This is a genomic window from Nocardia testacea NBRC 100365 (assembly GCF_000308775.1).
GTDB lineage: Bacteria > Actinomycetota > Actinomycetes > Mycobacteriales > Mycobacteriaceae > Nocardia > Nocardia testacea.
In genome coordinates this window covers 1-22653 of sequence record NZ_BAGJ01000098.1, presented here as the reverse complement: position 1 = coordinate 22653, position 22653 = coordinate 1, and the positions used below count along the sequence as shown (strand labels likewise).

The 22653-nt window shown below is 68.4% G+C and carries 19 protein-coding genes; 10 read left to right on the top strand and 9 right to left on the bottom strand.

Annotation, left to right across the window (positions count from 1 at the left end; genetic code table 11):
• Window positions 1-59 precede the first annotated feature (59 nt).
• Window positions 60-995, top strand: coding sequence for a LysR family transcriptional regulator (locus ON38_RS14240; RefSeq protein WP_039825266.1), 936 nt, complete (start codon window positions 60-62; stop codon window positions 993-995).
• On the opposite strand, the gene ON38_RS14235 is transcribed toward ON38_RS14240, so the two are convergent.
• The 7 genes from ON38_RS14235 to ON38_RS14205 all read right to left on the bottom strand — a co-directional run bounded on the left by ON38_RS14235 (window position 989) and on the right by ON38_RS14205 (window position 8928).
• Window positions 989-1972 carry an ester cyclase gene (locus ON38_RS14235; protein WP_039825265.1) on the bottom strand — a complete coding sequence of 328 codons (984 nt, stop codon included), beginning with the start codon at window positions 1970-1972 and terminating at the stop codon, window positions 989-991. The two genes, ON38_RS14240 and ON38_RS14235, sit on opposite strands and share 7 nt — an antisense overlap.
• A gap of 167 nt (window positions 1973-2139) precedes the next feature.
• Entirely contained in the window at window positions 2140-3222 is a 1083-nt protein-coding gene (locus tag ON38_RS14230; RefSeq protein ID WP_039825264.1) for an ABC transporter ATP-binding protein, read from the bottom strand.
• 1 nt (window position 3223) lies between these two features.
• On the bottom strand, window positions 3224-4252 hold the full coding sequence (locus tag ON38_RS14225) for an ester cyclase (RefSeq protein WP_039825263.1): 1029 nt from the start codon (window positions 4250-4252) through the stop codon (window positions 3224-3226).
• Between the two features lie 35 nt (window positions 4253-4287).
• A complete protein-coding gene (locus tag ON38_RS14220; protein WP_157181773.1) occupies window positions 4288-5676 on the bottom strand; it encodes an ABC transporter substrate-binding protein in 1389 nt (462 codons plus the stop codon).
• Complete coding sequence (locus ON38_RS14215) at window positions 5673-6560, bottom strand: carbohydrate ABC transporter permease (protein ID WP_051164735.1); 888 nt, start codon at window positions 6558-6560, stop codon at window positions 5673-5675. The genes ON38_RS14220 and ON38_RS14215 overlap by 4 nt, the downstream gene beginning before the upstream one ends.
• Window positions 6557-7486, bottom strand: a complete 930-nt coding sequence (locus ON38_RS14210; protein WP_051164732.1) for a carbohydrate ABC transporter permease — start codon at window positions 7484-7486, stop codon at window positions 6557-6559. Before ON38_RS14210 ends, ON38_RS14215 begins: the two co-directional genes overlap by 4 nt.
• Before the next feature lie 437 nt (window positions 7487-7923).
• Complete coding sequence (locus ON38_RS14205; RefSeq protein ID WP_039825261.1) at window positions 7924-8928, bottom strand: LacI family DNA-binding transcriptional regulator; 1005 nt, start codon at window positions 8926-8928, stop codon at window positions 7924-7926.
• A gap of 310 nt (window positions 8929-9238) precedes the next feature.
• On the opposite strand from ON38_RS14205, the gene ON38_RS14200 reads away from it, so the two are divergent.
• The 6 genes from ON38_RS14200 to ON38_RS14175 all read left to right on the top strand — a co-directional run bounded on the left by ON38_RS14200 (window position 9239) and on the right by ON38_RS14175 (window position 14679).
• Complete coding sequence (locus tag ON38_RS14200) at window positions 9239-10378, top strand: cupin domain-containing protein (protein WP_039825260.1); 1140 nt, start codon at window positions 9239-9241, stop codon at window positions 10376-10378.
• 1 nt (window position 10379) lies between these two features.
• The gene (locus ON38_RS14195; RefSeq protein WP_039825259.1) at window positions 10380-11114 is read left to right on the top strand and encodes an alpha/beta fold hydrolase; all 735 of its coding nucleotides are present in this window, start codon (window positions 10380-10382) and stop codon (window positions 11112-11114) included.
• The gene (gene hisD / locus ON38_RS14190; RefSeq protein ID WP_039825258.1) at window positions 11105-12427 is read left to right on the top strand and encodes a histidinol dehydrogenase; all 1323 of its coding nucleotides are present in this window, start codon (window positions 11105-11107) and stop codon (window positions 12425-12427) included. The genes ON38_RS14195 and hisD overlap by 10 nt, the downstream gene beginning before the upstream one ends.
• Window positions 12428-12567: 140 nt before the next feature.
• Window positions 12568-13302 carry an SDR family NAD(P)-dependent oxidoreductase gene (locus ON38_RS14185; RefSeq protein ID WP_245564039.1) on the top strand — a complete coding sequence of 245 codons (735 nt, stop codon included), beginning with the start codon at window positions 12568-12570 and terminating at the stop codon, window positions 13300-13302.
• Complete coding sequence (locus ON38_RS14180) at window positions 13302-14048, top strand: HpcH/HpaI aldolase family protein (RefSeq protein ID WP_039825257.1); 747 nt, start codon at window positions 13302-13304, stop codon at window positions 14046-14048. The genes ON38_RS14185 and ON38_RS14180 overlap by 1 nt, the downstream gene beginning before the upstream one ends.
• Window positions 14049-14130: 82 nt before the next feature.
• Complete coding sequence (locus tag ON38_RS14175) at window positions 14131-14679, top strand: M15 family metallopeptidase (protein ID WP_051164730.1); 549 nt, start codon at window positions 14131-14133, stop codon at window positions 14677-14679.
• Between the two features lie 341 nt (window positions 14680-15020).
• Here ON38_RS14175 and ON38_RS14170 read toward each other — a convergent pair whose 3' ends face one another.
• Window positions 15021-16253, bottom strand: a complete 1233-nt coding sequence (locus ON38_RS14170) for an XRE family transcriptional regulator (RefSeq protein WP_245564038.1) — start codon at window positions 16251-16253, stop codon at window positions 15021-15023.
• Between the two features lie 214 nt (window positions 16254-16467).
• On the opposite strand from ON38_RS14170, the gene ON38_RS14165 reads away from it, so the two are divergent.
• Entirely contained in the window at window positions 16468-16773 is a 306-nt protein-coding gene (locus tag ON38_RS14165; protein ID WP_039825256.1) for a hypothetical protein, read from the top strand.
• A 30-nt stretch (window positions 16774-16803) separates the two neighbouring features.
• Here ON38_RS14165 and ON38_RS14160 read toward each other — a convergent pair whose 3' ends face one another.
• Window positions 16804-17691, bottom strand: a complete 888-nt coding sequence (locus tag ON38_RS14160; protein WP_030521346.1) for a PAC2 family protein — start codon at window positions 17689-17691, stop codon at window positions 16804-16806.
• Between the two features lie 144 nt (window positions 17692-17835).
• On the opposite strand from ON38_RS14160, the gene metH reads away from it, so the two are divergent.
• Both metH and ON38_RS14150 read left to right on the top strand, forming a co-directional pair.
• Window positions 17836-21432 (top strand): methionine synthase, encoded by a 3597-nt coding sequence (gene metH / locus ON38_RS14155; protein ID WP_039825255.1) that lies wholly within the window; start codon window positions 17836-17838, stop codon window positions 21430-21432.
• A 317-nt stretch (window positions 21433-21749) separates the two neighbouring features.
• Window positions 21750-22653: serine/threonine-protein kinase (locus tag ON38_RS14150; protein WP_039825254.1), on the top strand; the 904-nt coding region annotated here is incomplete at its 3' end.

Genomic DNA, 22653 nt, shown 5'->3' with positions numbered 1-22653 from the left:
GAAACCGCATCGGTCCTGGGCAATGGGGGTAGTCACTGCTCTTCGCATAGGATCACCCTGTGACTCTTCGGCAACTGCGCGCGTTTCTGGTGACCGCCCGGACCGGGACGTTCACCGCCGCCGCCAAATCACTCGGCATCGCTCAGGCCTCGGTCTCCGAACTGGTCCGGACCCTGGAGGACGAATACGGGACCATCCTGTTCGTGCGCGGCGGCCGCAAACTGGTCCTCACCGCCGCCGGAGTCGCGCTGCTGCCGCATGCCGAACACTCGCTGGCCGCGGCGGACAGCGGGGTGGCCGCGCTGAAATCGGTGCGGTCGCTGACCGGCGGTGTGGCCACCTTCGGCGTACTCCGCAATGCCTCCTACTATCTGCTGTCCGATCTGGCCGAGGAGTTCCATCGCCGCTTCCCGGAGGTACGGATCCGGCTGGTGGGGATGAACTCGGTCGAGGTCGCGGCGGAGGTCGCCGAGGGACGGCTGGAAGCCGGTCTGGTGGTACTGCCCATAGATGCCGAGGGGCTGCGGGTGACCCCGCTGGTCCGGGACGAGGTGCTCTATGCCTCCGTCGTACCGGAGCGTGTGGCGAGCGCGATCACCATCGAACAGTTCGCTCGCGCCACGGTGATCCTCTACGACGCGCACTACGGGTGGAAGGAACCGACCCGTCGCCAACTGGCCGAACGGGCCCAGCTCGCGGGCCACAAGATCGAACCGCTGATCGAGGTGGAACAGGTGGAAGCGGCGCTCGGGCTGGTGCGCCGGGGGATCGGGGACACGATCATCTCCCGCGCCGTGGCGACCAGCTCGGCCTGCCCGCCCGAGGTGCGGGTGGTGGGTTTCGCGCCGCCGCTGTACGACACCATCGCGCTGGTCCAGCGGGAATCGGGCGTGCTGTCGCCGGCGACGCGGGAGCTGGCGCGAATGGCGCAGCAGATGTTGCTGCGCAATCGGGTCGCCGCCGCGTACAGCGGCGACCCGGACGGCGATCAGTAGATGTTCTGGCTCACATACGGTTCATCGCCGCGCTGGGCGTAGATCTGCGACCGGGTGGCGATATCGTCGTAGATCCGGGTCTCCTTGACGATCTTGCCGGACTGGACCAGGAACTGGGAGATACCGATGATCTCGACCGGTGAGCCGGTGAGCGGGCCGTAATCGGCGATCCCGTCGTACTTTCCGGTGAACTTCCAGGTCACCGCGATGCGCAGACCGCCATAACGGGGGGAATCGTTGGCCGCGACATCCCGGATGTCGAAGGTGCCGCCGGGGAAGGGCCGCAGCATGCGCAGCAGGGCGCGCCGGTAGCCCTCCGGGCGGGCGATGGTGCGATCGTCGATGGTGTTCAGCCACAGATCGCGGATCCAGAACTGCTCGACCCGTTCCAGTTCGCGCTTGTTCCAGACCGAGTCGATGAACTCGAGCACCATTTCGACCTCGGGCCGGAAGTCATCCGGCCGCGGACCGCTACCGCCTTCGGTGATCACATCGGCGGGCGCGGGGCCGGCCATGGAGCCGCTGAAGCCGCGGAAAGCCTGCCGGCGGGCGAGTTCGTCGGGGTCCTGGCCGAGCTGGCGGGCCACCGACAGCGCGTCGCGCACGACCCATTCCTCGACCATCCGGCCGCGGCGGTAGAGGCAGTTGGCGATATTGCGGCTGCGGTACTCGATGTTCTCCAGGTCGGTACCGAGCACCAGGTGCGAGCTGAGGAACGCGTCGTCGCCGCGGGCCTCCCAGACGATGTCCTCGGCCTGGCCCACCCGGTTCGGAGTGGTCGAGATCCGCATGAGCGTCCCCTCGATCACCTCGCGTGCCGTGGTGGAGGTGCCGTACACGCCGTGCACGATCGAGTCGGGTTCGTAGTTGTCGTTGATATGGCCGATCGCGCGCTCGATCCAGATGTGATCGGTGACTTCGCGGATGAAGTCGTCGGGGTCGGCGTAGGGCTGATAGGCAATCGGATCGAGTGGCATGAGGCCTAGAATACATACGTATTCATATAGGGGGAAGGGGCGGGTTCCGGCTATTTCCGGCAGGATATCCGGGAATCGCACCGGCGCACCGCAAGCGGTGCCGTGTATGGGCAGCGCAATGCGCCGACCGGGACCCTGCCCGGTCGGCGCATCGGTGAACGGACAGCTCAGGCCGCCAGGCGAGCACCTGTGTCCGGATGGAACAGATGCACTTCCGCGTGGTTGCGCACGCCGACGCGTACCGTCTGCCCGATCCGCGGCGGGGTCCGGCCGTCGACCCGCACATTCACGCGGTGCGGCCCCGACGGGCTCAGCACAGTGCCGTAGACATACGCATCCGCGCCCAGCTCCTCGACCAGTTCCACGGTGAGTGCGAAGCCCTCGTCTTCTTCGCCGATCAACCGCAGTGTCTCCGGCCGGATCCCGCACACGATCTCGCGCAGCTCCGCGACCGCCGACCGCGCCACCGGGACCGTGCACTCACCGATCTCGACCCCGTCGGCGCACACGCTCAAGGTGCTGAGGTTCATGCCGGGCGAACCCATGAAACCCGCCACGAAGGCGTTGGCCGGGCGGTCGTAGAGTTCGCGCGGGGTCGCGACCTGTTGCAACACACCGTCTTTCAGTACCGCGACCCGATGGCCCATCGTCATGGCCTCGACCTGATCGTGGGTGACGTAGACCGTGGTGGTGGCCAGCCGCTGTTGAAGCGAGGCGATATTGGCGCGGGTCTCGACGCGTAGTTTGGCGTCGAGATTCGACAGCGGCTCGTCCATCAGGAACACCGCCGGGTCGCGCACGATCGCCCGGCCCATGGCCACGCGCTGGCGTTGCCCGCCGGAGAGCGCCTTGGGTTTGCGATCGAGGAACGGGGTGAGGTCCAGCATCTTCGCCGCGTCCGCGACCTTCTGCCGAATGGTGTCCTTGGGCACGCCTTTCAGCTTCAGGGCGAAACCCATATTGTCGCCGACGGTCATATGCGGGTACAGCGCGTAGGACTGGAACACCATGGCGATATCACGTTCCTTCGGCTGGACGAAGGTGACATCGCGGTCCCCGATGCAGATCGACCCGTCGTCGACGTCCTCTAGGCCGGCCAGCATCCGCAGCGCGGTGGTCTTACCCGAGCCGGACGGTCCGACCAGCACGAGGAATTCCCCGTCGGCGATATCGAGGTCCAGGCGGTCGACGGCGGCGCTGTCGGACCCCGCGTAGCGGCGGGTCGCCTTCTGGTAACTGACTTCTGCCATGTCACTGCCTTTCCGGAGCGGAGGCGGCCGCCGCCGCGGTGGGTTCGTCGCCGCGGGCGCGGGCGAGCTGGGCCAGGACGGCGAGCTGGTCGTAGACCCGCCACTCCTCGACGATGCGGCCCTCGCGCAGCCGGAACTGCGAGGACCCGAGAATTTCGATCCGGGACCCGGTGACCGGGCCGAGAACGGGCAGCCCCGAGTAGGTACCGGTGAGCCACCAGACGACGCCCACCCGCAGCCCGCCGTGCGGCGCCGACTCGTTGGCCACGATGTCGCGCACTTCGATTCGGGCGTCGGGGAAGGGTGCGAGCAGGTCCATCCACGATTCCTGGTAGTTCCGCGGCCGGGTGAGGGTGCGGTTGCCGACGGTGTGGCAGGTGATATCGCGGGCGATGTACTCGTCGATACGGTGGAACATGGCCTGACCCAGCACGGTGTCGAACATGTCCAGGACGAAAGCGCATTCGTCGCGGTGGGTGCCGGGGCGGGCGCCCGAATCACCGGCGGTGAGCGGGTGCACCGCGTTCTCGCGAGTGGCCGAGCCGGTGAAACCTCGGAAGGCGAGGGTGCGCGCCACCTCGAACGGATCCAGTCCGAGGTCCTGGACCACCGCGAGTTCGTCGCGGATCACCCACTCCTCCTCCATCACCCCGTTGCGATAGAGGCAGTTCGCGATGGTCCGGTGCGAGAACCGGCGATGGGTGGGCGGACCGTAGACGGTGTGCTTGGAGTTCGTCCCGCTGCTGAAGATGCGATGTGAACTGAGGAACGCATCGTCACCGCGGGCCTCCCACACCACGTCCTCGGCCTGGCCGACCCGGTCCGGGAAGGCGCTGATCTTGGCCAGGGTGGAGGCGACCACGGGCTCCACGCCGACCCCGGTGCCGTAGGCGCCGTGCACGATCGCGTCGGGGGCGTAGTTCTGCCGGATCAGTCCGACCCCGCGCTGCACCCAGATACGGTCGGTCCATTCGACGATGAACTCCTCCGGCTCGGCGTAGGGCAGGAAGGCACTGTCTTTCAAAGTCATCCATTCGGCTTTCGTGTGGAAGCGAGGGTGATCGCTCAGTCGAGTTCGTCGATCCGGCGGGCCGCGTCGGTGAGTTGCGCGCGTACGTCGTCGCCGTTGGCCATATTGCTGATGGCCACGGCGAGGACGTCCATGATCCGGGGCCAGTCGAGGTTCATCGGGATGGCCTGGGCGGATTGCAGGGCCTCGTACTGGAGCCGCGGCAGGCCGTTGTTGGCCGCGTTGACCGCGGGATCGAGCATGTTCGAATCGTGCATGGTGATCCCGGTACTCGTCGCGGGCGACGATTTGTCCAGCGTGATGGCGCGCTCGGTCGCCGCGTTCGTCATCCACTTCACGTACTCCCAGGCCGCGCCCTGGTTGTCCGAGGTGTTCATGACGCCGGCCAGCCAGGTGTAGGCGTAGCTCTGCGCCTCGTGGCCGGGGAAGCCCGGCATCGGCGCCACGCCCACATTGCCGGCCAGCTCGGGGGCTGCCTTCGTCGGATTCGCGAAATCCTCCAGATGCCAGGACCAGGTGAACACAGTGGCGGCATCGCCGTTCTGGAAGGCCTTGGTGGATTCGAGTTCACCCCAGTTCGAGGATTCCGGCGGGCTGTAGCCCGCGCGGAACGACTCCAGGTACTTCTCGGTCGCGGCCACTCCCGCCGGAGTGTCGAAGGCCGCTCGGCCCTCGGCGTCGAGGAGTTCCGCGCCGTTGCTCCACAGCATGGACAGCCAGGTGTTCAGGTTCTGGCCGTTACGCCGGTTGAACTGACCGGCCACCGGATATTCGGGCGTGGCCTTCTTGATGGTCTCGAGCTGGCCGTAGTACTCGTCCCAGGTCGTGGGCGGTTCGAGCCCCAGCTTCGCGTAGATGTCCTTGCGGTAGAAGAGGTTGTAGGAGAAGCCACGAATGGGCATTCCGTAGGTCGTACCCGGATCACCGGCGGCCGCGGCCTCCTCGAACGGACCGGAGAAATCGTCCATGGTCACCTTGTGCGCGGCCATGACCTCGTTCAGCGGCTGAACCCCGATCTTCAGCGACGGGCCCCAGGCGTCCGGCCAGATGAGCGCGTCGTAGGTGCCGCCGCCGATGGCGCTCTCGGCCACGATCTTCTGCAGATAGGCCGCGTACGGGATATTCGACCATTCGACCTCGATACCGGTGCGATCGGTGAACTCCGCGGTGCGCTGGTGCAGCGCGGCGAACTGGGGCACGGTCGCGCAGCAGGTGAGAAGGCGGATCGTGGTGCCGTCATAGGGCTTACCGTCGAGCAGACCGTCCGGACCCACCGGTGCCGTCGCCACCTGATCCATCAGGCTCTTGGTCTCCGGGGCGCTGGTACAGCCGCCCGCCAGCACGGCCAGTACGGTCGCGAAGACCAGGGCCAGGACGGCGCGTCCCCATCTCATGTGTTCCGGTCGTTCGGACAGCACCCTCACTTGACTGCTCCTAGGGTCATGCCCTGCGCGAAGTGCTTACGCACCAGCGTTGCCAGGACGATCATCGGCACCATCACCAGCAGGCCGGCGGCCGCCATCTGGCCCCACAGCACACCGTCGGGCTGGTCCAGCGTCATCAGCGAGACCGGCAGGGTGACCGCGTTGCTGCGGGCCAGGAAGGTCGGGAAGAGGAATTCGTTCCAGGACAACAGGAACGAGAACACCACGCCGACGAAGATCCCCGGTGCGGCCAGCGGTGTGACCACGCGCCACAGCAGGGTGAGCTGGCCGCAGCCGTCGAGCCGGCCGGCTTCCTCGATCTCGACGGGCAGGCCGTCGACGAAGCCCTTGAGCAACCAGGTGTTGTAGGGCACGACGATGGCCAGGTTGGTGATGATCAGCGCAAGATGGGTGTCGAGCAGGCCGAGGTCGCGGTACATGGTGAGGAAGGGCAGCGCGATCGCGACACCCGGGATGAACTGGGTCGCGACGATGCCCAGCAGGATCGGTTTCGCGCCGGGGAACCTGTACCGGGAGAAACCGTAGGCGGCGAGCATGGACAGCGGAACCGCGATCACGGTGGTGACCACGGCGACGATGATGCTGTTCCACATGGGCCCGACCAGATCGTTCTGGCCGCCGATGATCGCCCGGAAGTTGTCGAGCGAGGGCCGGAACAGTACCGAGGTGGAGAAGACCTCACGATCCGGTTTGAACGCGGTGAGCGTGAGCCACAGGATCGGGAACATCACGAAGAACAGGATCGCGAGGGTGCCGGCCAGCCGCAGCAGGCTACCGGCGCGTCCGAGCAGCGAGGGACCGCTGCGGACCGCTTTCGGGGCCGGTGGCGCGGCGGTGGCGACGGATTCGAGAGTGTCGGTCATTTCTGCTCCTGCCGACCCATGAGGATCAGGTATCCGGTGGCGAGCACGCCCAGCACGACGACCAGGATCCACGAGACGGCCGAGGCGTAGCCGATATCGAGGAAGGTGAAGCCCTGCTCGTAGGCGAAGAAGTTCAGGGTTTCGGTGGCCCGGCCCGGACCCCCGCCCGTGGTGGTGACGACCTGGTCGAACATCTTCACCGACCAGACGGCCTTGAGGAATACGACGATCAGGATCAGCGGCCGCAACAGCGGGAACTTGATCCGCCAGAACTCCTGCCAGGCATTGGCGCCGTCGACGCGCGCGGCATCGCGGATCTCCGGGGAGATGGAACCGAGGCCGCCGAGGAACATGAGCGCGATGAGCGGTGCCCAGCCCCAGATCTCGCTCAGGGTGACCACGACCAGCGCCCAGAACGGTTCACCGAGCCAGTTGATGTCCCGGGTGAACGGCAACAGGGTGTCGAGCATGTCGTCGTAGACGCCGTAGTCGGGATTGAACATGAACCGCCACGAGTAGCCCTTGAGCGCCGGAGCGATGGCGAACGGCAGGATGAGCAACGCCTTGGTGAGGCCGTTCAACCAGGTCGCGTTGTTCAGGATCAGCGCCATGGCCAGGCCCAGCCCGACCGACAGCACCACCGACATGACGGTGAAGAGCAGTGTTACCCAGACCGCGTTGTGGAAGGTGTCGTCGGTCAGCGCCTTGGTGTACTGCGCGAAACCCACGAACTGCTCGGGTTCGCGGGTCTCGTTCACCCGCCAGTGCCGGAAGCTGTTCACCAGGGCGACGCCCAGCGGGTAGATCGTCGTGAGCACGATGGCCACGAGGGCGGGGGCCAGATGCGCGTACGGTACGCCGATCCGGCGCCAGGCGGAATGTCCGCGGCGGCCCGGACGGGCGGGGAGCGCGGTGGTGGCCGTCATCGCCGGACCCGCGACTGCGGCGGACAGGAGGTCGGGGCGCCGGGGTCGGCGAGTGGCTCGGCCCGATGGGGGCGGCTCGGCTTCACTCTGAACTCCTTCGGATCGTGATCCCACAGGACGGGGGAGGGAGGGGAAGCGGCGCGGTGTAACGCGGCTCTCAATGTCCGGTGAGTGTATGCGTATGTATTCCTCGATGACAAGGGGTGGCCCCCGGTCGGCCGGGGAAGGTTTACCTGGCCGTCACGCGGCGCGTGACGCCTCGACCAGTCCGGAGATGCCCGGGTGAAGCGCCGTGCCGACGTTTCGAATCGGGGCGGCGTCGATCTGGTCCGCCGAGGTCATGATACGTATGCATGACCGGGTCGAGGCCAGGGTGAGGCCATGCCGGGACGACCGGGGTCGTGCGCCGGGAACGACGCCCACCGGACTGTCGGCTGTTACGGGCGCGGGGTGGAAACGGTCGCGCGTTCGATGAGCTGCGGCGTCATGACGATGCGGCGGGGGCCGTCGTCGCTGTTCTTTTTTTCGAGACGCTCGACGAGCAGGCGTGCGGCCGCCGCGGCCATCGCGTCGAGGTCGTGACCCACGGTGGTCAGGCGGAACGCCTCCCACTCGGCCATCGGAATATTGTCGAAGCCGATGATGCCGATGTCCCCGGGAATGCTAACGCCCCTGGCCAGGGCCGCGTTGAGCGCCCCGATCGCGACGACGTCGTTACCGCAGAACACCGCTGTCGGGCGCGGGTCGGCCTCGAGGAGTTCCAGCATCGCCCGGTATCCGGTCTCGAACTCGAAGGGGCCTCGGCGGGTGAACACGCTCGGCAACGCGATCCCCGCCTCGGCGAGCGCGGCGCGGAACCCGGTCTCCCGGTCGCGGCCGGTGCTGGTGGTGGCGGGGCCGAAGATTCCGGCGATCCGCCGGTGGCCGTGCTCGGTGAGATGGTTGGCCGCCAGGCGCCCGCCGAGCTCGTTGTCCACCACCGCGGCGTCGGCGGTGTGCGGGGTGCTCTCGCGGTTCAGGAAGACGAAGGGCAGCCGGCGGCGCTGCAGCTCACCCGGGAGCAGTGAGTCGATATTGCTGGTCAGCAGGACTGCTCCGTCGATCGAGCCGTCCACCAGCTGTTCGAGCGGGACCTGGTTGTCCGACCGCTCGGTGAACACCATCATCCGGTAGGAGTGCTGCTCCAACTCGTCGTGCAGCGGACCGAGCAGATGCGGATAGAAGGGGTTGGTCAGATCGCTGACCACGATGCCGATCCGTCTGGTCCGGCGGGTCACCAGGCTGCGTCCGGCTTCGCTGGGCACATACCCCAGGGCGGCCACCGCCTCCTGCACCCGGGCCCGGGTCTCCGCGGCGACCCGTGGATCACCGCGCAGCGCGCGCGAGACGGTCGGCTGCGATACGCCTGCCAGTCGTGCGACATCGCGGCTCGTGATCGGCATGGATCTCCCTGATCGGGTGCGCGGCCGCCGCGGAGGCGACCGGTGCGGTTGTGTGAATACGAATCTTAGTCGATGCGGGCGACCGTGCTGCTTCCTGTTCGCCAACGGCAACGCCGGTCGTTCCGCTGTGGCGAATAGCCCCAATGATCGGGGAAAACGGTGTGGACGCGGACCGGGATCCATCGTCCGGCGTTGACAGACAGCGCCTGTTCCGGCACGATGCATACGTATAAATCATCGTCGTATTCGCGATTCCCCGTGGTTGCGCCGCCCGCAGTGCCGAGCGCCCACCGTGAGAAGAAGAGGTCAGATGTCTGCCGAAGTCACCGTCACCGCCGAGGATCTGGCCCGGTACACCATCCGGCGCACCGACTTCGTGTCCTGCAATCAGGCGTTCATCGATTGCCGGACACCGGGCTCGGACCGTAAGGAGAACTACTCGATGATCGGGCGCGGCGTGAGCCAGAGTGCCGGTCAGGTGGTCAACCTGCGGGAGCCACACGGGTTCCAGATCGGCGCGGCCGCGATGCCCAACGGGGTCACCAACAACCTGCACCTGCACTTCACCGCCGAGGTCTTCCTGTGCTTCAGGGGTGAGTACCTGCTGCGCTGGGGCGCCCAAGGGGAGCAGGGCGAACTCGTGCTCCGGGAAGGCGAGATCGCCTCCATCCCGACCTGGATCTTCCGCGGCTTCACCAATATCGGCCCCGACGACGGCTTCCTGTTCACCGCGCTCGGTATGGACGACACCGGCGGGATCATCTGGGGTCCCTCGGTGCTCGAGGAGGCCAAGGGCCACGGCCTCTACCTCACCGCGGACAACAAACTCATCGATACCGTCGCCGGGGACGAGATCCCCGACGACGCCGAACTGGTCGAACCGATCAGCGACGAACAGATCGCGCAGCTGCGTCCGTTCACGGTCGACCAGATGCGGGAACGGATCGCGACCCCGGAGAACATCGAATGGTCCGGGCGCGCGCTGCTCGATTCCGCGCTGCCCGGTGGCGGGGTCGAACTCGGCCTGGTGATCGGCTACGGCATGACCGAGGACGCGACCCAGGTGCCGCGGATCCACAATCCGCACGGGCACAATATCGCGTGGCTGCGCGCCGAGCCGGGCGCCGGTATCTCCGCGCACCGGCATCCCGAACGTCAGGTGCTGATGGTCAAGGACGGTGAATGGGAGGTCACCCTCAACCGCGGCGTCGATGCCCGCACCGTCCGGCTCGGCGAGTGGGACATGCTGTCGGTCCCGGCCGGCGCCTACCGGTCGATCCGGAACGTGGGCGGGCGGACCGCACTCCTGCTCGTGGTCAACAGCGGTGACGGCCGGGTCCGGCTGACCTGGGACGAAGAGGTCGTCAAGGCGGCGGCCGACGCCGGCGACGCCCTCGACCACAACGGCTACCTCGCGCCGTACGCGCTGGTGCCGCGGCGGAAGCGCTGAGATGACCGCCGATATACCCGTCGTCTTCGTCCCCGGCATGCTGTGCGACGCGCAGTTGTGGGCGGAGGTGGACCCGGGGCCGGGTTTTCGCGCGGTGCCCGGCGCCATCGACGCGCCCTCCATCTCCGGGATGGCCGAGCAGGTGCTGAGCGCGGTGGACGGGCCCTTCGTCCTGGCCGGACTCAGCCTGGGTGCGATCGCCGGGTTCGAGGTGCTGCGCCGGGCGCCGGAGCGAATCCTCGGATTCTGTGCGATATCGACGAATCCGCACGCCCCGACCGCCACCCAGTACCGCTCCTGGCACGATATGGCCTTCCGCACCACGCGCGGGGAGTTCGAGACCGTGGTGCGCGAGGTCGTCGCGCCCACCATGTTCGGCGAACTGTCCGGCACACCGCAACTGGTCGACCGTTTCGTCGCGATGGCACTGCGCGTCGGGCCGGCCCGATTCCAGAGCCAGCTGCGGGCACAGGCCGACCGTTTCGATTCGGTCCCCTCCCTGGGTGCCGTGCACTGTCCGGCGCTGGTCGTCTCCGCGGACGACGACGCCCTGTGCCCCCGTCAATACCACCGCACCATCGCTGCGGCGATCGAAGGATCCCGCTTCGAGACGATCGCCGGCGCCGGTCATCTGTGCACCTGGGAAGTGCCGCAGCGAATTTCCGAACTTCTGAGCGATTGGCTGCCGGCCGTCGCTCGGTATCGAACCACCCGACAGGAGTCGACATGCCCGTAGTTCTGAAGAAGCCGGTCCCGGCCGAAGTGGTCCGCCAGGACCGCTCCGAGGTGGGCGAACGTGTTTCCGCCATCCTCGAGGACATCCGGCTCGGCGGCGACGCCGCGGTGCGCAGGTACTCCGAGCAGTTCGACAAGTGGAGTCCCGAATCGTTCCGGCTCTCCCCGGACCGGATCGAGGAGATCATCGCCACATTGCCCCCGCAGGTCGTCGAGGACATCGAGTTCGTCCAGCGGCAGGTGCGCACCTTCGCGCAGCACCAGCGCGATTCCCTCACCGATTTCGAGGTCGAGACGCTGCCGGGAGTGCACCTCGGGCAGAAACACATCCCGATCGACCGGGTCGGCGCGTACGTGCCGGGCGGCCGCTACCCGCTCACCGCCTCGGCCCATATGACCATCGTGACCGCGAAGGTCGCCGGGGTGCCGAGCGTGGCCGCGTGCACCCCGCCCATCCGGGGCGAGATCCCGGCGGCGACCGTCGCCGCCATGCATCTGGCCGGGGCCGACGAGATCTACCTGCTGGGCGGTGTCCAGGCCGTGGGTGCGCTCGCGCGCGGCACCGAGACCATCGACCGGGTCGATCTGCTCGCCGGACCGGGTAACGCCTATGTCGCCGAGGCCAAACGGCAGCTCTTCGGCGAGGTCGGGATCGATCTGTTCGCCGGGCCGACCGAGATCCTGATCATCGCCGACGACGCGGCCGACCCGTTCGTCGTCGCGGTCGATCTGCTCTCCCAGGCCGAACACGGGCCGGATTCCCCCGCGATCCTGATCACCACTTCCGAGACGTTGGGCCGGCGGGTCCTCGACCATGTCGAGACGCTGCTGCCGGGTATGCCGACCGCCGATTTCGCGGCCCCGGCCTGGCGCGACCACGGGGAGGTCATCGTGGTCGATTCGCTGGACGAGGCCTACGCGCTCGCCGACACCTATGCCAGTGAGCACGTCGAGGTGCTGACCCGCGCGCCGCGCGAGGCACTGGAGAAGATGACCAACTACGGCGGCCTGTTCCTCGGTGAGGGCACCTGCGTCTCCTACGGCGACAAAGTGATCGGGACCAACCATGTGCTCCCGACCCGGGGCTCGGCCCGTTACACCGGCGGTCTGTGGGTCGGCAAGTACTTGAAGACGGTGACCTACTCCGAGGTCGTCGACCGGGCGTCGAGCGCCCGGCTGGGTGAGGTGTGCGGCCGGGCCGCCCGGGTCGAACTGTTCGAGGGGCATGCGCGCTCGGGCGATGTGCGCGCCGCCAAATACGGGGGCGCGGAGCTGCCGTGGGCCGCGAACATCTACGCCGGAGCGAACTCGTGAGTGGTACGCCGCCCGCCGCGGCAGGTGGTCCGGTGTCCGGGCGCGGGGGCGATGCTGCCGCAGAGCGCGGAATTGCCGGCCCGGCCGGATCGATTCCCCGGAACCCGCCTTCGGACGACCCGATCGCCGGCCGTACCGCATTGGTCACCGGTGGCGGCAGCGGGCTCGGTGCGGCCATCGCGCTGGCACTGGCCGGCGCGGGCGCCCGGGTTGTCGCGGTCGGGCGGGATCGCGACAAACTGGATCGGATCGTGGCGCGGAATCCGGAATCGATACGGGCCGCGGTGTGCGATGTCGCGTCCCCGGAATCGGTGACCGCGCTGGCCGCCGAACTCGCCGGCGAGGACGTCTCCATCCTGATCAACAATGCCGGCGTACCGGGCCCGGTCGCGCCGCTCACCGAGATCGACCCCGATGAGTGGGACGACGTCTTCGCGGTCAATGTGCGCGGGGTGTACCTGCTGTGCCGCGCTTTCGTCCCGGCGATGGCCGACGCGGGCCGCGGCGACGTGATCAACCTGGCGTCGGTCTCCGGCAAGCGGCCACTGGCTCGGCGCACGCCCTACTGCGCGTCGAAAATGGCGGTCATCGGGCTCACCACCACGCTGGCCGCCGAGGTGGGGCCGCAGGGTGTGAATGTCAACTCGCTGTCGCCCGGTCCGGTGGACAGCGCCCGGATGCACCGCAACTTCCGGCTCGAGGCCGAACGGACCGGGACCGGCTACGAGGAGGCCGAGCGGGCGTTCGTCTCGCGGGCCGCGCTCGGGCGCATGGTCACCGAGGACGAGGTGGCCCGGGCGGTGCTGGCAATGCTGGCCATGCCCGGTCTCTGCGCCGCCGATATCGATCTGTCGGCCGGAATGGTGGCTCGCTGATGACGGCGATGAAACGACGCCTGCGCGACGGTGAGCGGCTGCTCGGCGTGCTGGTCCGGACGCCGGCGGAGGAACTCGTCGAGATGGCGGGGGTCGCCGGATTCGACTACGTCCTGATCGACTGCGAGCACGGCCCCGCCGACCTGATCCCGTTGCGACACCACATCGCCGCCGCGCAGGTGCACGGCATGGATGTGCTCGTGCGGGTGGGTCAGCGGGAACCCGCGCTGATCCAGCGGGTCCTCGACCACGGCGCCGCCGGAGTGGTGGTCCCCCATATCGACGACGCCGGGCAGGCCGCCGCGGCGGTCCACGCGGCGCGATACCCACCGGTGGGCGATCGTGGTTTCGCGACCTACGGTCGGGCAGGCCGGTACGGGACGCGGACCGCGGCCGACCATCTCGCCGCCGACGCGCGGGAAACGCTGGTCTTCGCCATGGTCGAATCCACGGCGGGTTGTCGTAATGCCGCGGAGATCGTTTCGACCGCCGGGGTCGACGGCGTGATGGTCGGCCCGGCCGACCTAGCGGTGTCCATGGGTGCGAACGGTCCGGCCGACCCGGCAGTCCTGGCCGAGATCGAGCAGGTCCACGCCGTCGTCGCCGATCAGGGGCGGATCCGGCTCGACATCGTCTCCAGTGATCAGCGGGCCGCCGCGGCGTTCGATTCGGGCGCGGGCCTGGTGGTCATCAACCTCACGCATGTGCTGATGGAGACGTTCGCGAGATTGCGGTCGGTGCGCTGAGTGGTCCGGACTGGGTCACGTTTGTGCAGCTCAGGGGAAATTTTATCGGGAGCGGCGAGTGCGTGCCGATAGGATCCTCGACATGATCGACCCCGCGCGCCTCCTGCCCCGCCGCATCGTTGTGACGGCCGCGATCCTGGCGGCCACGGCCGCCGGACCGGTACTGGGCGCCGCGCCCGCCACCGCCGCGCCCGCGGCCCCCACTCCCGCGCCGCCGTTCCCGGTCCCGCCGCTCACCGAGGTGGCCGCGGCGGGCACCGAGGGCCTGGACCCGCTGCTGGCCCTGGCCTACACCATGGCCGAGCAGGAGGCGCACGCCCACGGTGTGCCGATGTCGATCAACTCGGGCTATCGCACACCCCAGGAGCAGCGGGAGATGTGGGAGGAGGGCCTGCGCACCTACGGGAGCCCGGAGGAAACCCGGCGCTGGGTGCTGCCCCCGGAGGAATCCACCCATGTCACCGGCCGGGCCGTCGATATCGCGCCCCGGGAGGGCGCCGCCTGGCTGGAGGCCAACGGCAACCGCTGGGGGCTGTGCCGGACCTTCGACAACGAATGGTGGCACTTCGAGTTGCAGACCCTGCCGGGTACGCCGTGTCCGCCGCGAGTGCCCGACGCTGCCCATCGGTGACCGGGGGATGTGTGGCACGTGACCACCGTGACGACGAACGGTGGGAATTCGGATCGGCCGCCTTGCCCGGCTTCCGGAAGTGGCGTACCGGGTGAGGCGGGCGGCGCCGATCCGTGGACTGTGCCGACCCCGCGGCTACCGGTGATGGATTGCCGAGTCGGGCGGCCCGTCCGTCCGTCCGCGCGCCGCGGTAACCGGTGAGACCCGCGGCAGCAGGTCTCATCGGCTCACGAGTGCCTCCGCGCCGGGCCGGTCACCCCTCGGGCTGCCGCGAGTGACGGTCCGCCGCCCGCGACTCCGGCGCACTCCACGTGGAGGCTCCCGGCGCGTCCGACGTGGATTCATGCACCCGAGAGCGACCGGAGCTCGTCGAGGAAGGCGCGGGTCCGCGGATCACCGGGGAAGTTCTCCACCAGTTCCTGCGCCACCTCGCTGCCGATACACAGCAGTGAGGGCAGAGACCGCCGTTTTGCCTCGAACGCCCGCCGCCCCTGCGCCACCGCCAGTTCCAGATCGCGCCCGCGGGCGGCGACCACGGCCAGGGTGAGATGGGCTTCGGCGACCCGCATCGGATTGCGTACCGAACCGTCCAGGGCCACCGAATCGGCCAGCACCGCCTGCGCGTACATCTCGGCGCGCGCATCGTCACCGACGACCCGGGAGCAGTCCATGGCGTAGAAATCGAACTTCTGCGGGTCCACGACGAAGTGATTCTCCAGATCGTCGGGGTGGCCGAGCCGGTTCAGCAGGGTGCGGCCCTCGGCCAGGGCGGCGTCCACGGCCGCCCGATCGCCCAGCCGAGCCCAGGCTTTCGCGCGCTGGGCGGCCAGTTGCACACCCACCCCGCTGGCCGCGCATTCCGCCGGCACCGCTTCGGCCGCCTGGATGACTCCGCGATGGTTGCCCTGGGTCAGCGCGAACCAGGCCGCCAGTTCCGAACTCCAGCCGATGATCTCGGTATGCCCGGCCTCCTGCCCCAGCGACCGGGCCGCGCGCCGGGTGGCCTCGGCGCTGCTGCGCCGGCCGAGATCGTATTCGAGACAGCCCAGTAGCAGTGCCACCCAGCCGGCCAGTTCCAGGACCTCCTTGTGCTGGGCCAGGGTGAGCCGGCTGTCGAGCAGCGCGGCGATGCGGCGCAGCCAGCCCGCGGCCTCGAGATGGAGTTCGTGCGGATCGGTCGAGGCGTAGTCACAGCACAGCCGCTGCGCGGTGATCCGCACCGCGTCCAGGGTCGCCGTCGAAATATCGGACATCCGTAGGCGTCCCATGAATTCGAGCGTGTCCATCCCGGTGGCGGTGAGCAATTCGTCGTCGCGGCTCGGGCGGGCCTTCGGGAAGAACGCGGCGGCCACCGAATCGAAGGCGGCCGCGATGAGGGGCGCGTAGAAATCGTCGGGCCGTGATTCGCCGGATTCCCAACGCCGCCAATTGCGTAGCAGGGTGCTGTCGGTGGGAAGATTATGGGACGACTTGGCGCGCAGGGCGCGGACGGCGTCCGCCTGTGACCACCCACGCGCATCGCGTTCCGAGCGCATCCGGATGGCCCACAGCGGACGATCTTCAGCAGCAGTCACGCGGCCAGTATTGCACCAGCAAACTTTCCGTGGACCCCAGAGGGCATTCAGATGTCCCCCGCATGACCTCTTCTGCCGTTGTCACGCGTGGGTCATGCTCGAATCGGACCGGCTTCGTACCGGTTCAAGCAACACCCCCGCGAATGCGGGGAGGAGATCCCGGAGCAGGAAATGGTCCCCCGCCCCCGTGTGGGGAAGGATTCAGGAGGTTCGGGTGGAAGCGTTGGTATACGGGTATTTACGCGACGATCTGGCCGCGGGCGACGGTGACGATATGGAGGCCGCGCTACGTGAGCTGGCGCAGGCCCGCGGACTGTGCTTCGCCGCGACGTTCCACGAATCGCGTCCCGGTGACGGGACGGCGTTCGCCGAACTGACCCGGGAACTCCAGCGGGCGGACGCCCACCACGTGGTGGTTCCCTCGCTCGATCACCTCACCGGCCAGACGATTCCACGCGAACTGCTCATCGCGAAACTGGCCAGTGACGCCGCCGCCCGCATCTGGTCGGTGGCCGGCTGAAGCGAGGGCCCGGCGGCCCGGCGTACCCCCTCAGCGCCCGAAGCCGCCGGGTCCTCGTCTGCGCAGGTACTTCTCGAATTCGGCGGCCAGGGCGTCGCCGTCGATCTTGGCCATCACCTCGTTGACGTCGATCGCGGCGTCGCCGCGCTCCTCCAGCGAATGCACGTATTCGGCGATCTCGTCGTCGGCGACGGTCATCTCGTTCACCGTCGACTCCCACTCCTCGGCCTGCTGCGGCAGTTCCCGCAGCGGCACCTCGATATCGAGGACATCCTCGACCCGATGCAGCAGCGCGATCGTCGCCTTCGGGTTCGGCGGCTGCGATACGTAGTGCGGCACCGCGGCCCAGAACGACACCGCCGGGACCCCGGCCTTCACGCACTGGTCCTGGAGCACACCGGTGATGCCCGTCGGACCCTCGTAGCGGGTCTGCTCGAGGCCGAACTGCTCCGCCGCCTCCTTGCTGTAGGCCGAACCCGTGACCGGCACCGGCCGGGTGTGCGGGGTATCGGCGAGCAGCGCACCGAGGATCACCACGGTCTGCACGCCGAGCTGATCGATGAACTCCAGCAGGTCCGCGCAGAAGCGCCGCCACCGCATATTCGGTTCGATACCGCGTAACAGCACCACATCGCGATCGCTGCCGGGCGGGGAGCACACCGACAGGACGGTCGCCGGCCAGACGATCTCCCGGGTGACACCCTCCACCTGCCGGACCATCGGCCGGTTCACCTGGTAGTCGTAATAGTCCTCGGAATCGAGTTCGGCCAGCGGCCGCGCATCCCAGATCAACTCCAGATGCTCCACCGCGCCGCTGGCGGCGTCACCAGCGTCGTTCCAGCCTTCGAAGGCCGCAACGAGCACGGGGTCGCGCAGTGCGGGCAGTTCCCGATCCACCGGAGATTCACTCGAGCTCACCCCTGCCAGCCTACGGGGCGGGGCGCCACCGGCGCGCAGTATCGGTCCCGCCGCGCCTGTCGGCGGCGTCGCCGGTTGTGGTCGCCCGCACAGGGCAGGAAGCGGGGCGACACCGTGACAGAGGCGCACACTAGTCTGGAATCCATGTCTGCCTCCCGCTCCGCCGAGTTCGATACCACATTGCTCGACACTCTCACCAGGCGTGTCGTGATCGGTGACGGCGCGATGGGCACGATGCTGCAGGCCGTGGACCTCACGCTCGACGATTTCCGCGGGCTGGAGGGTTGCAACGAGATCCTCAACGACACCCGCCCCGAGGTGCTGCGGCATATCCATCGTTCCTATTTCGAGGCCGGCGCCGACGCCGTGGAGACCAACACCTTCGGCTGCAACCTGCCCAACCTGGGCGACTACGGGATCGCCGACCGGATCCGGGTTCTCTCGGAGAAGGGCACCCGGCTGGCCCGCGAGGTCGCCGACGAGATGGGTCCGGGCCCCGACGGCGTGCCGCGGTACGTGCTCGGCTCCATGGGCCCCGGGACCAAACTGCCCACCCTCGGCCACGCGCCGTACGCGGACCTGCGTGACGCCTACACCGAGGCCGCGCTCGGCATGCTCGACGGCGGCGCCGACGCGGTCCTGATCGAGACCTGCCAGGACCTGCTCCAGGTCAAGGCCGCGATCAACGGCACCCGGCGGGCGATGGAGCGGGCCGGGCGCCGGATCCCGATCATCACCCACGTCACGGTGGAGACCACCGGCACCATGCTGGTCGGCAGTGAGATCGGCGCGGCGCTGACCGCGCTCGAACCGCTGGGTATCGACCTCATCGGCCTGAACTGCGCCACCGGTCCGGACGAGATGAGCGAACACCTGCGCTACCTGTCCCAGCACGCGCGCATCCCGGTGTCGGTGATGCCGAACGCGGGCCTGCCGGTGCTGGGCGCGCACGGCGCCGAGTACCCGCTGACCCCGGAAGAGCTGGCCACCGCGCTGCGCGGGTTCGTCGCCGACTACGGCCTGGCCCTGGTCGGCGGCTGCTGCGGTACCACCCCGGAACATATTCGCCAGGTGGCCGAGGCGGTCCGTGAGGTCGAGACCGGACTGGCGCCCATCGGGCAGCGTCGTACGCCCGAACCCGAGCCGAGCATCTCGAGCATGTACACCGCGGTGCCGTTCCGGCAGGACGCGAGCGTGCTGATGATCGGGGAGCGCACCAATGCCAACGGCTCCAAGGCGTTCCGGGAGGCGATGCTCGCCCAGGATTGGGCGAAATGCCTGGATATCGCCAAGGACCAGACCCGCGACGGCGCCCATATGCTCGACCTCTGCGTGGACTACGTCGGCCGTGACGGCACCGCCGATATGTCGGAACTGGCGTCCCGGCTGGCCACCGCCTCCACGCTGCCGATCATGCTCGACTCCACCGAGACGCCGGTGCTGCGCGCGGGCCTGCAACATCTGGGCGGGCGCTGCGCGGTGAACTCGGTCAACTACGAGGACGGCGACGGCCCGGATTCCCGGTTCCGGCAGACCATGGCCCTGGTCGCCGAACACGGCGCCGCGGTGGTCGCGCTGACCATCGACGAGGAGGGCCAGGCCCGTACCGCCGAGCACAAGGTCGCCATCGCCGAACGGCTCATCGCCGATATCACCGGCAACTGGGGTCTGCGTGAGAGCGACATCATCATCGACACCCTCACCTTCACCCTGGGCACCGGACAGGAGGAGTCGCGTCGCGACGGCCTGGAGACGATCGAGGCCATCCGGGAACTCAAACGCCGGCACCCCGAGGTGCAGACCACGCTGGGGCTGTCGAATATCTCCTTCGGCCTCAACCCCGCCGCGCGCCAGGTGCTGAACTCGGTATTCATGCACGAATGCGTGCAGGCCGGCCTGGACAGCGCCATCGTGCACGCCTCGAAGATCCTGCCGATGAGCCGGATCCCGGACGAGCAGCGGGAGACGGCCCTGGACCTGGTGTACGACCGTCGGCGCGAGGGCTACGACCCGCTGCAGAAACTCATGCAGCTGTTCGAAGGTGTGTCCACGGCCGACTCCCGCGCCTCACGGGCCGACGAACTGGCCGCGCTGCCGCTGTTCGACCGGCTCGAGCGGCGCATCGTCGACGGTGAGCGGGCCGGGATGGAAGCCGATCTCGACGAGGCCATGCGGGAAGTGCCGCCGCTGAAGATCATCAACGAGACCCTGCTGTCCGGGATGAAAACCGTCGGCGAGCTGTTCGGGTCCGGACAGATGCAGCTGCCGTTCGTGCTGCAGTCGGCGGAGGTCATGAAAGCCGCGGTCGCCCACCTGGAACCGCATATGGAGGCCACCGACGACAGCGGTAAGGGCCGCGTCGTCCTCGCCACGGTCAAGGGCGATGTGCACGATATCGGCAAGAACCTGGTGGACATCATCCTGTCCAACAACGGCTACGAAGTGGTGAACCTCGGCATCAAACAGCCCATCGCGACCATCCTCGATGCCGCGCTGGACAAGAAGGCCGATGTGATCGGCATGTCCGGGCTGCTCGTGAAATCCACCGTGGTGATGAAGGAGAACCTGCAGGAGCTCAACTCCCGCGGCGTCGCCGACCAGTTCCCGGTGCTGCTCGGCGGTGCCGCGCTCACCCGGTCGTATGTGGAGAACGATCTCACCGACGTCTACGAGGGCGAGGTGCACTACGCCCGGGATGCCTTCGAGGGCCTGCGGCTGATGGACGAGATCATGTCGCAAAAGCGTGGTGAAGGTCCCGATCCGAACAGCCCGGAGGCGGTGGCCGCGCGTGCGAAGGCGGCCGAACGCAAAGCGCGGCACGAGCGCTCGCGCCGGATCGCCGAACAGCGGCGGGCGGCCGAGACACCGGTCGAGGTGCCCGCCCGATCGGATGTGGCCGCCGATCTGCCGGTCCCGGTGCCGCCGTTCTGGGGTACCCGGGTGATCAAAGGCCTCCCGGTGCACGAGTACTCCGGGTTGCTGGACGAGCGGGCGCTCTTCCTCGGCCAGTGGGGGCTGCGCGGCCAGCGCGGCGGCGAGGGCCCCAGTTATGAGGAACTGGTGGAATCCGACGGCCGGCCCCGCCTGCGGGCCTGGCTCGACAAGCTCAGCACCGAGGGCGTGCTACAGCACGCCGCGGTGGTGTACGGCTATTTCCCGGCGGTGTCCGAGGGCGACGATGTCGTGGTGCTCACCGAGCCGGAACCCGATGCGCCGCAACGTCATCGGTTCACCTTCCCACGTCAGCAGCGGGACCGGTTCCTGTGCGTCGCCGATTTCATCCGGTCGCGCGAGCGGGCCCGCGAGACCGGGCAGGTGGACGTGCTGCCGTTCCAACTGGTCACCATGGGGCAGCCGATCGCCGATTACGCCAACCAGCTCTTCGCCGCCGACAACTACCGGGATTATCTGGAGGTGCACGGCATCGGGGTGCAGCTCACCGAGGCGCTCGCCGAGTACTGGCACCGGCGTATCCGCGAGGAGCTCACCCTGGAGGGTCACGCGATCGCCGAGTCCGATCCGGCCGATATCGCCGACTACTTCTCCCTCGGCTACCGCGGTGCCCGTTATTCGTTCGGGTACGGCGCGTGCCCGGATCTGGAGGATCGCGCCAAACTGGTGGATCTGCTCGACGCCGGTCGGCTCGGGGTGACGCTGTCGGAGGAACTGCAGCTGCATCCGGAGCAGTCCACCGACGCGTTCGTCCTGTTGCATCCGGAGGCGAAGTACTTCAATGTCTGAGCGCGGATAAACCTGCGGGCAATGTGATTGTGATCACTCGCGTGGTGGCCCGGCCGCCCCGAACCGCCGTCAGAGATCGAAAACGCAGGTGATCAGGGTGCGACGGGGTCGGTAAACCCCTACTGCCCGCGCGGCTTCCGGGCGCCGGAGCGTAGGATTTCCGGGAATTTCCGCTGAGGTTACCGCCGAATCAGAAGTCTCGACAATGTTGTCGGGGGAGTTCGGGCGCGCCGGGCCGGAGCGGAGCCGTAGGCAGCCGCCTGTGACGCGCGGAGTGCTGGAAGACTCGGCGGCGAACAGAAGGGGCCACGACAGAGATGACCAAGGATCGGCTGATCGCCGGACGGTATCGGCTCACGGATCCCATCGGCACCGGCGCCATGGGTGTGGTGTGGCGGGCGCTCGATATCCGGCTCCAGCGCACCGTCGCGGTCAAACAGGTGCTGCTCGGACCCAACCTGACCGAACAGCAGACCTCGGAGGCGCGCAAACGCGCGCTGCGCGAAGGCCGGATCGCCGCGCGCCTGCACCACCCCAATGCCATCTCGGTGTTCGACGTCGCCGAGGAGGACGGCCAGCCGTGGCTGGTCATGGAATACATGAACGCGCCGAGCCTGGCGAGCCGGTTGAATCTCGACGGCACCATGGGCCCGCTCGAGGTCGCCAAACTCGGCGCCCAGGCGGCCGCCGCGCTCGCCGCCGCCCACGACGCCGGAATCGTGCACCGCGATGTGAAACCGGCGAATCTGCTGGTGGGCGATGACGGTACGGTGAAGATCACCGATTTCGGCATCTCGCGCGCCACCGGCGATGTGACCGTGACGGCCACCGGTTTCCTGGCCGGCACACCCGCGTATCTGGCCCCCGAGGTCGCCCGCGGTGAGCAGCCGATACCCGCCTCGGATGTTTTCGCCCTGGGATCCACGCTCTACCACGCGCATACCGGCCGCCCGCCGTTCGGCGACGGTGACAATCCGCTGGCGGTCCTGCACGCGGTGGCCGGGGGACAGGTGGAACCGCCCGCCGGGGCGGGTGCGCTGGGACCGGTGCTGATGCGACTGCTGGCGACCGAGGTCGCCACCCGTCCCACCATGCACGAGGCGCAGGTCATGCTCGAGGAGGTGGCCGCCGGCCGGGCGCCGGAACCGGTCGACCCGGTGCCGCCCGCCGCCACGAAGATCCTGCCCGCCGAGGCGGCCGCGACCACCCCGCTGTCGCCGG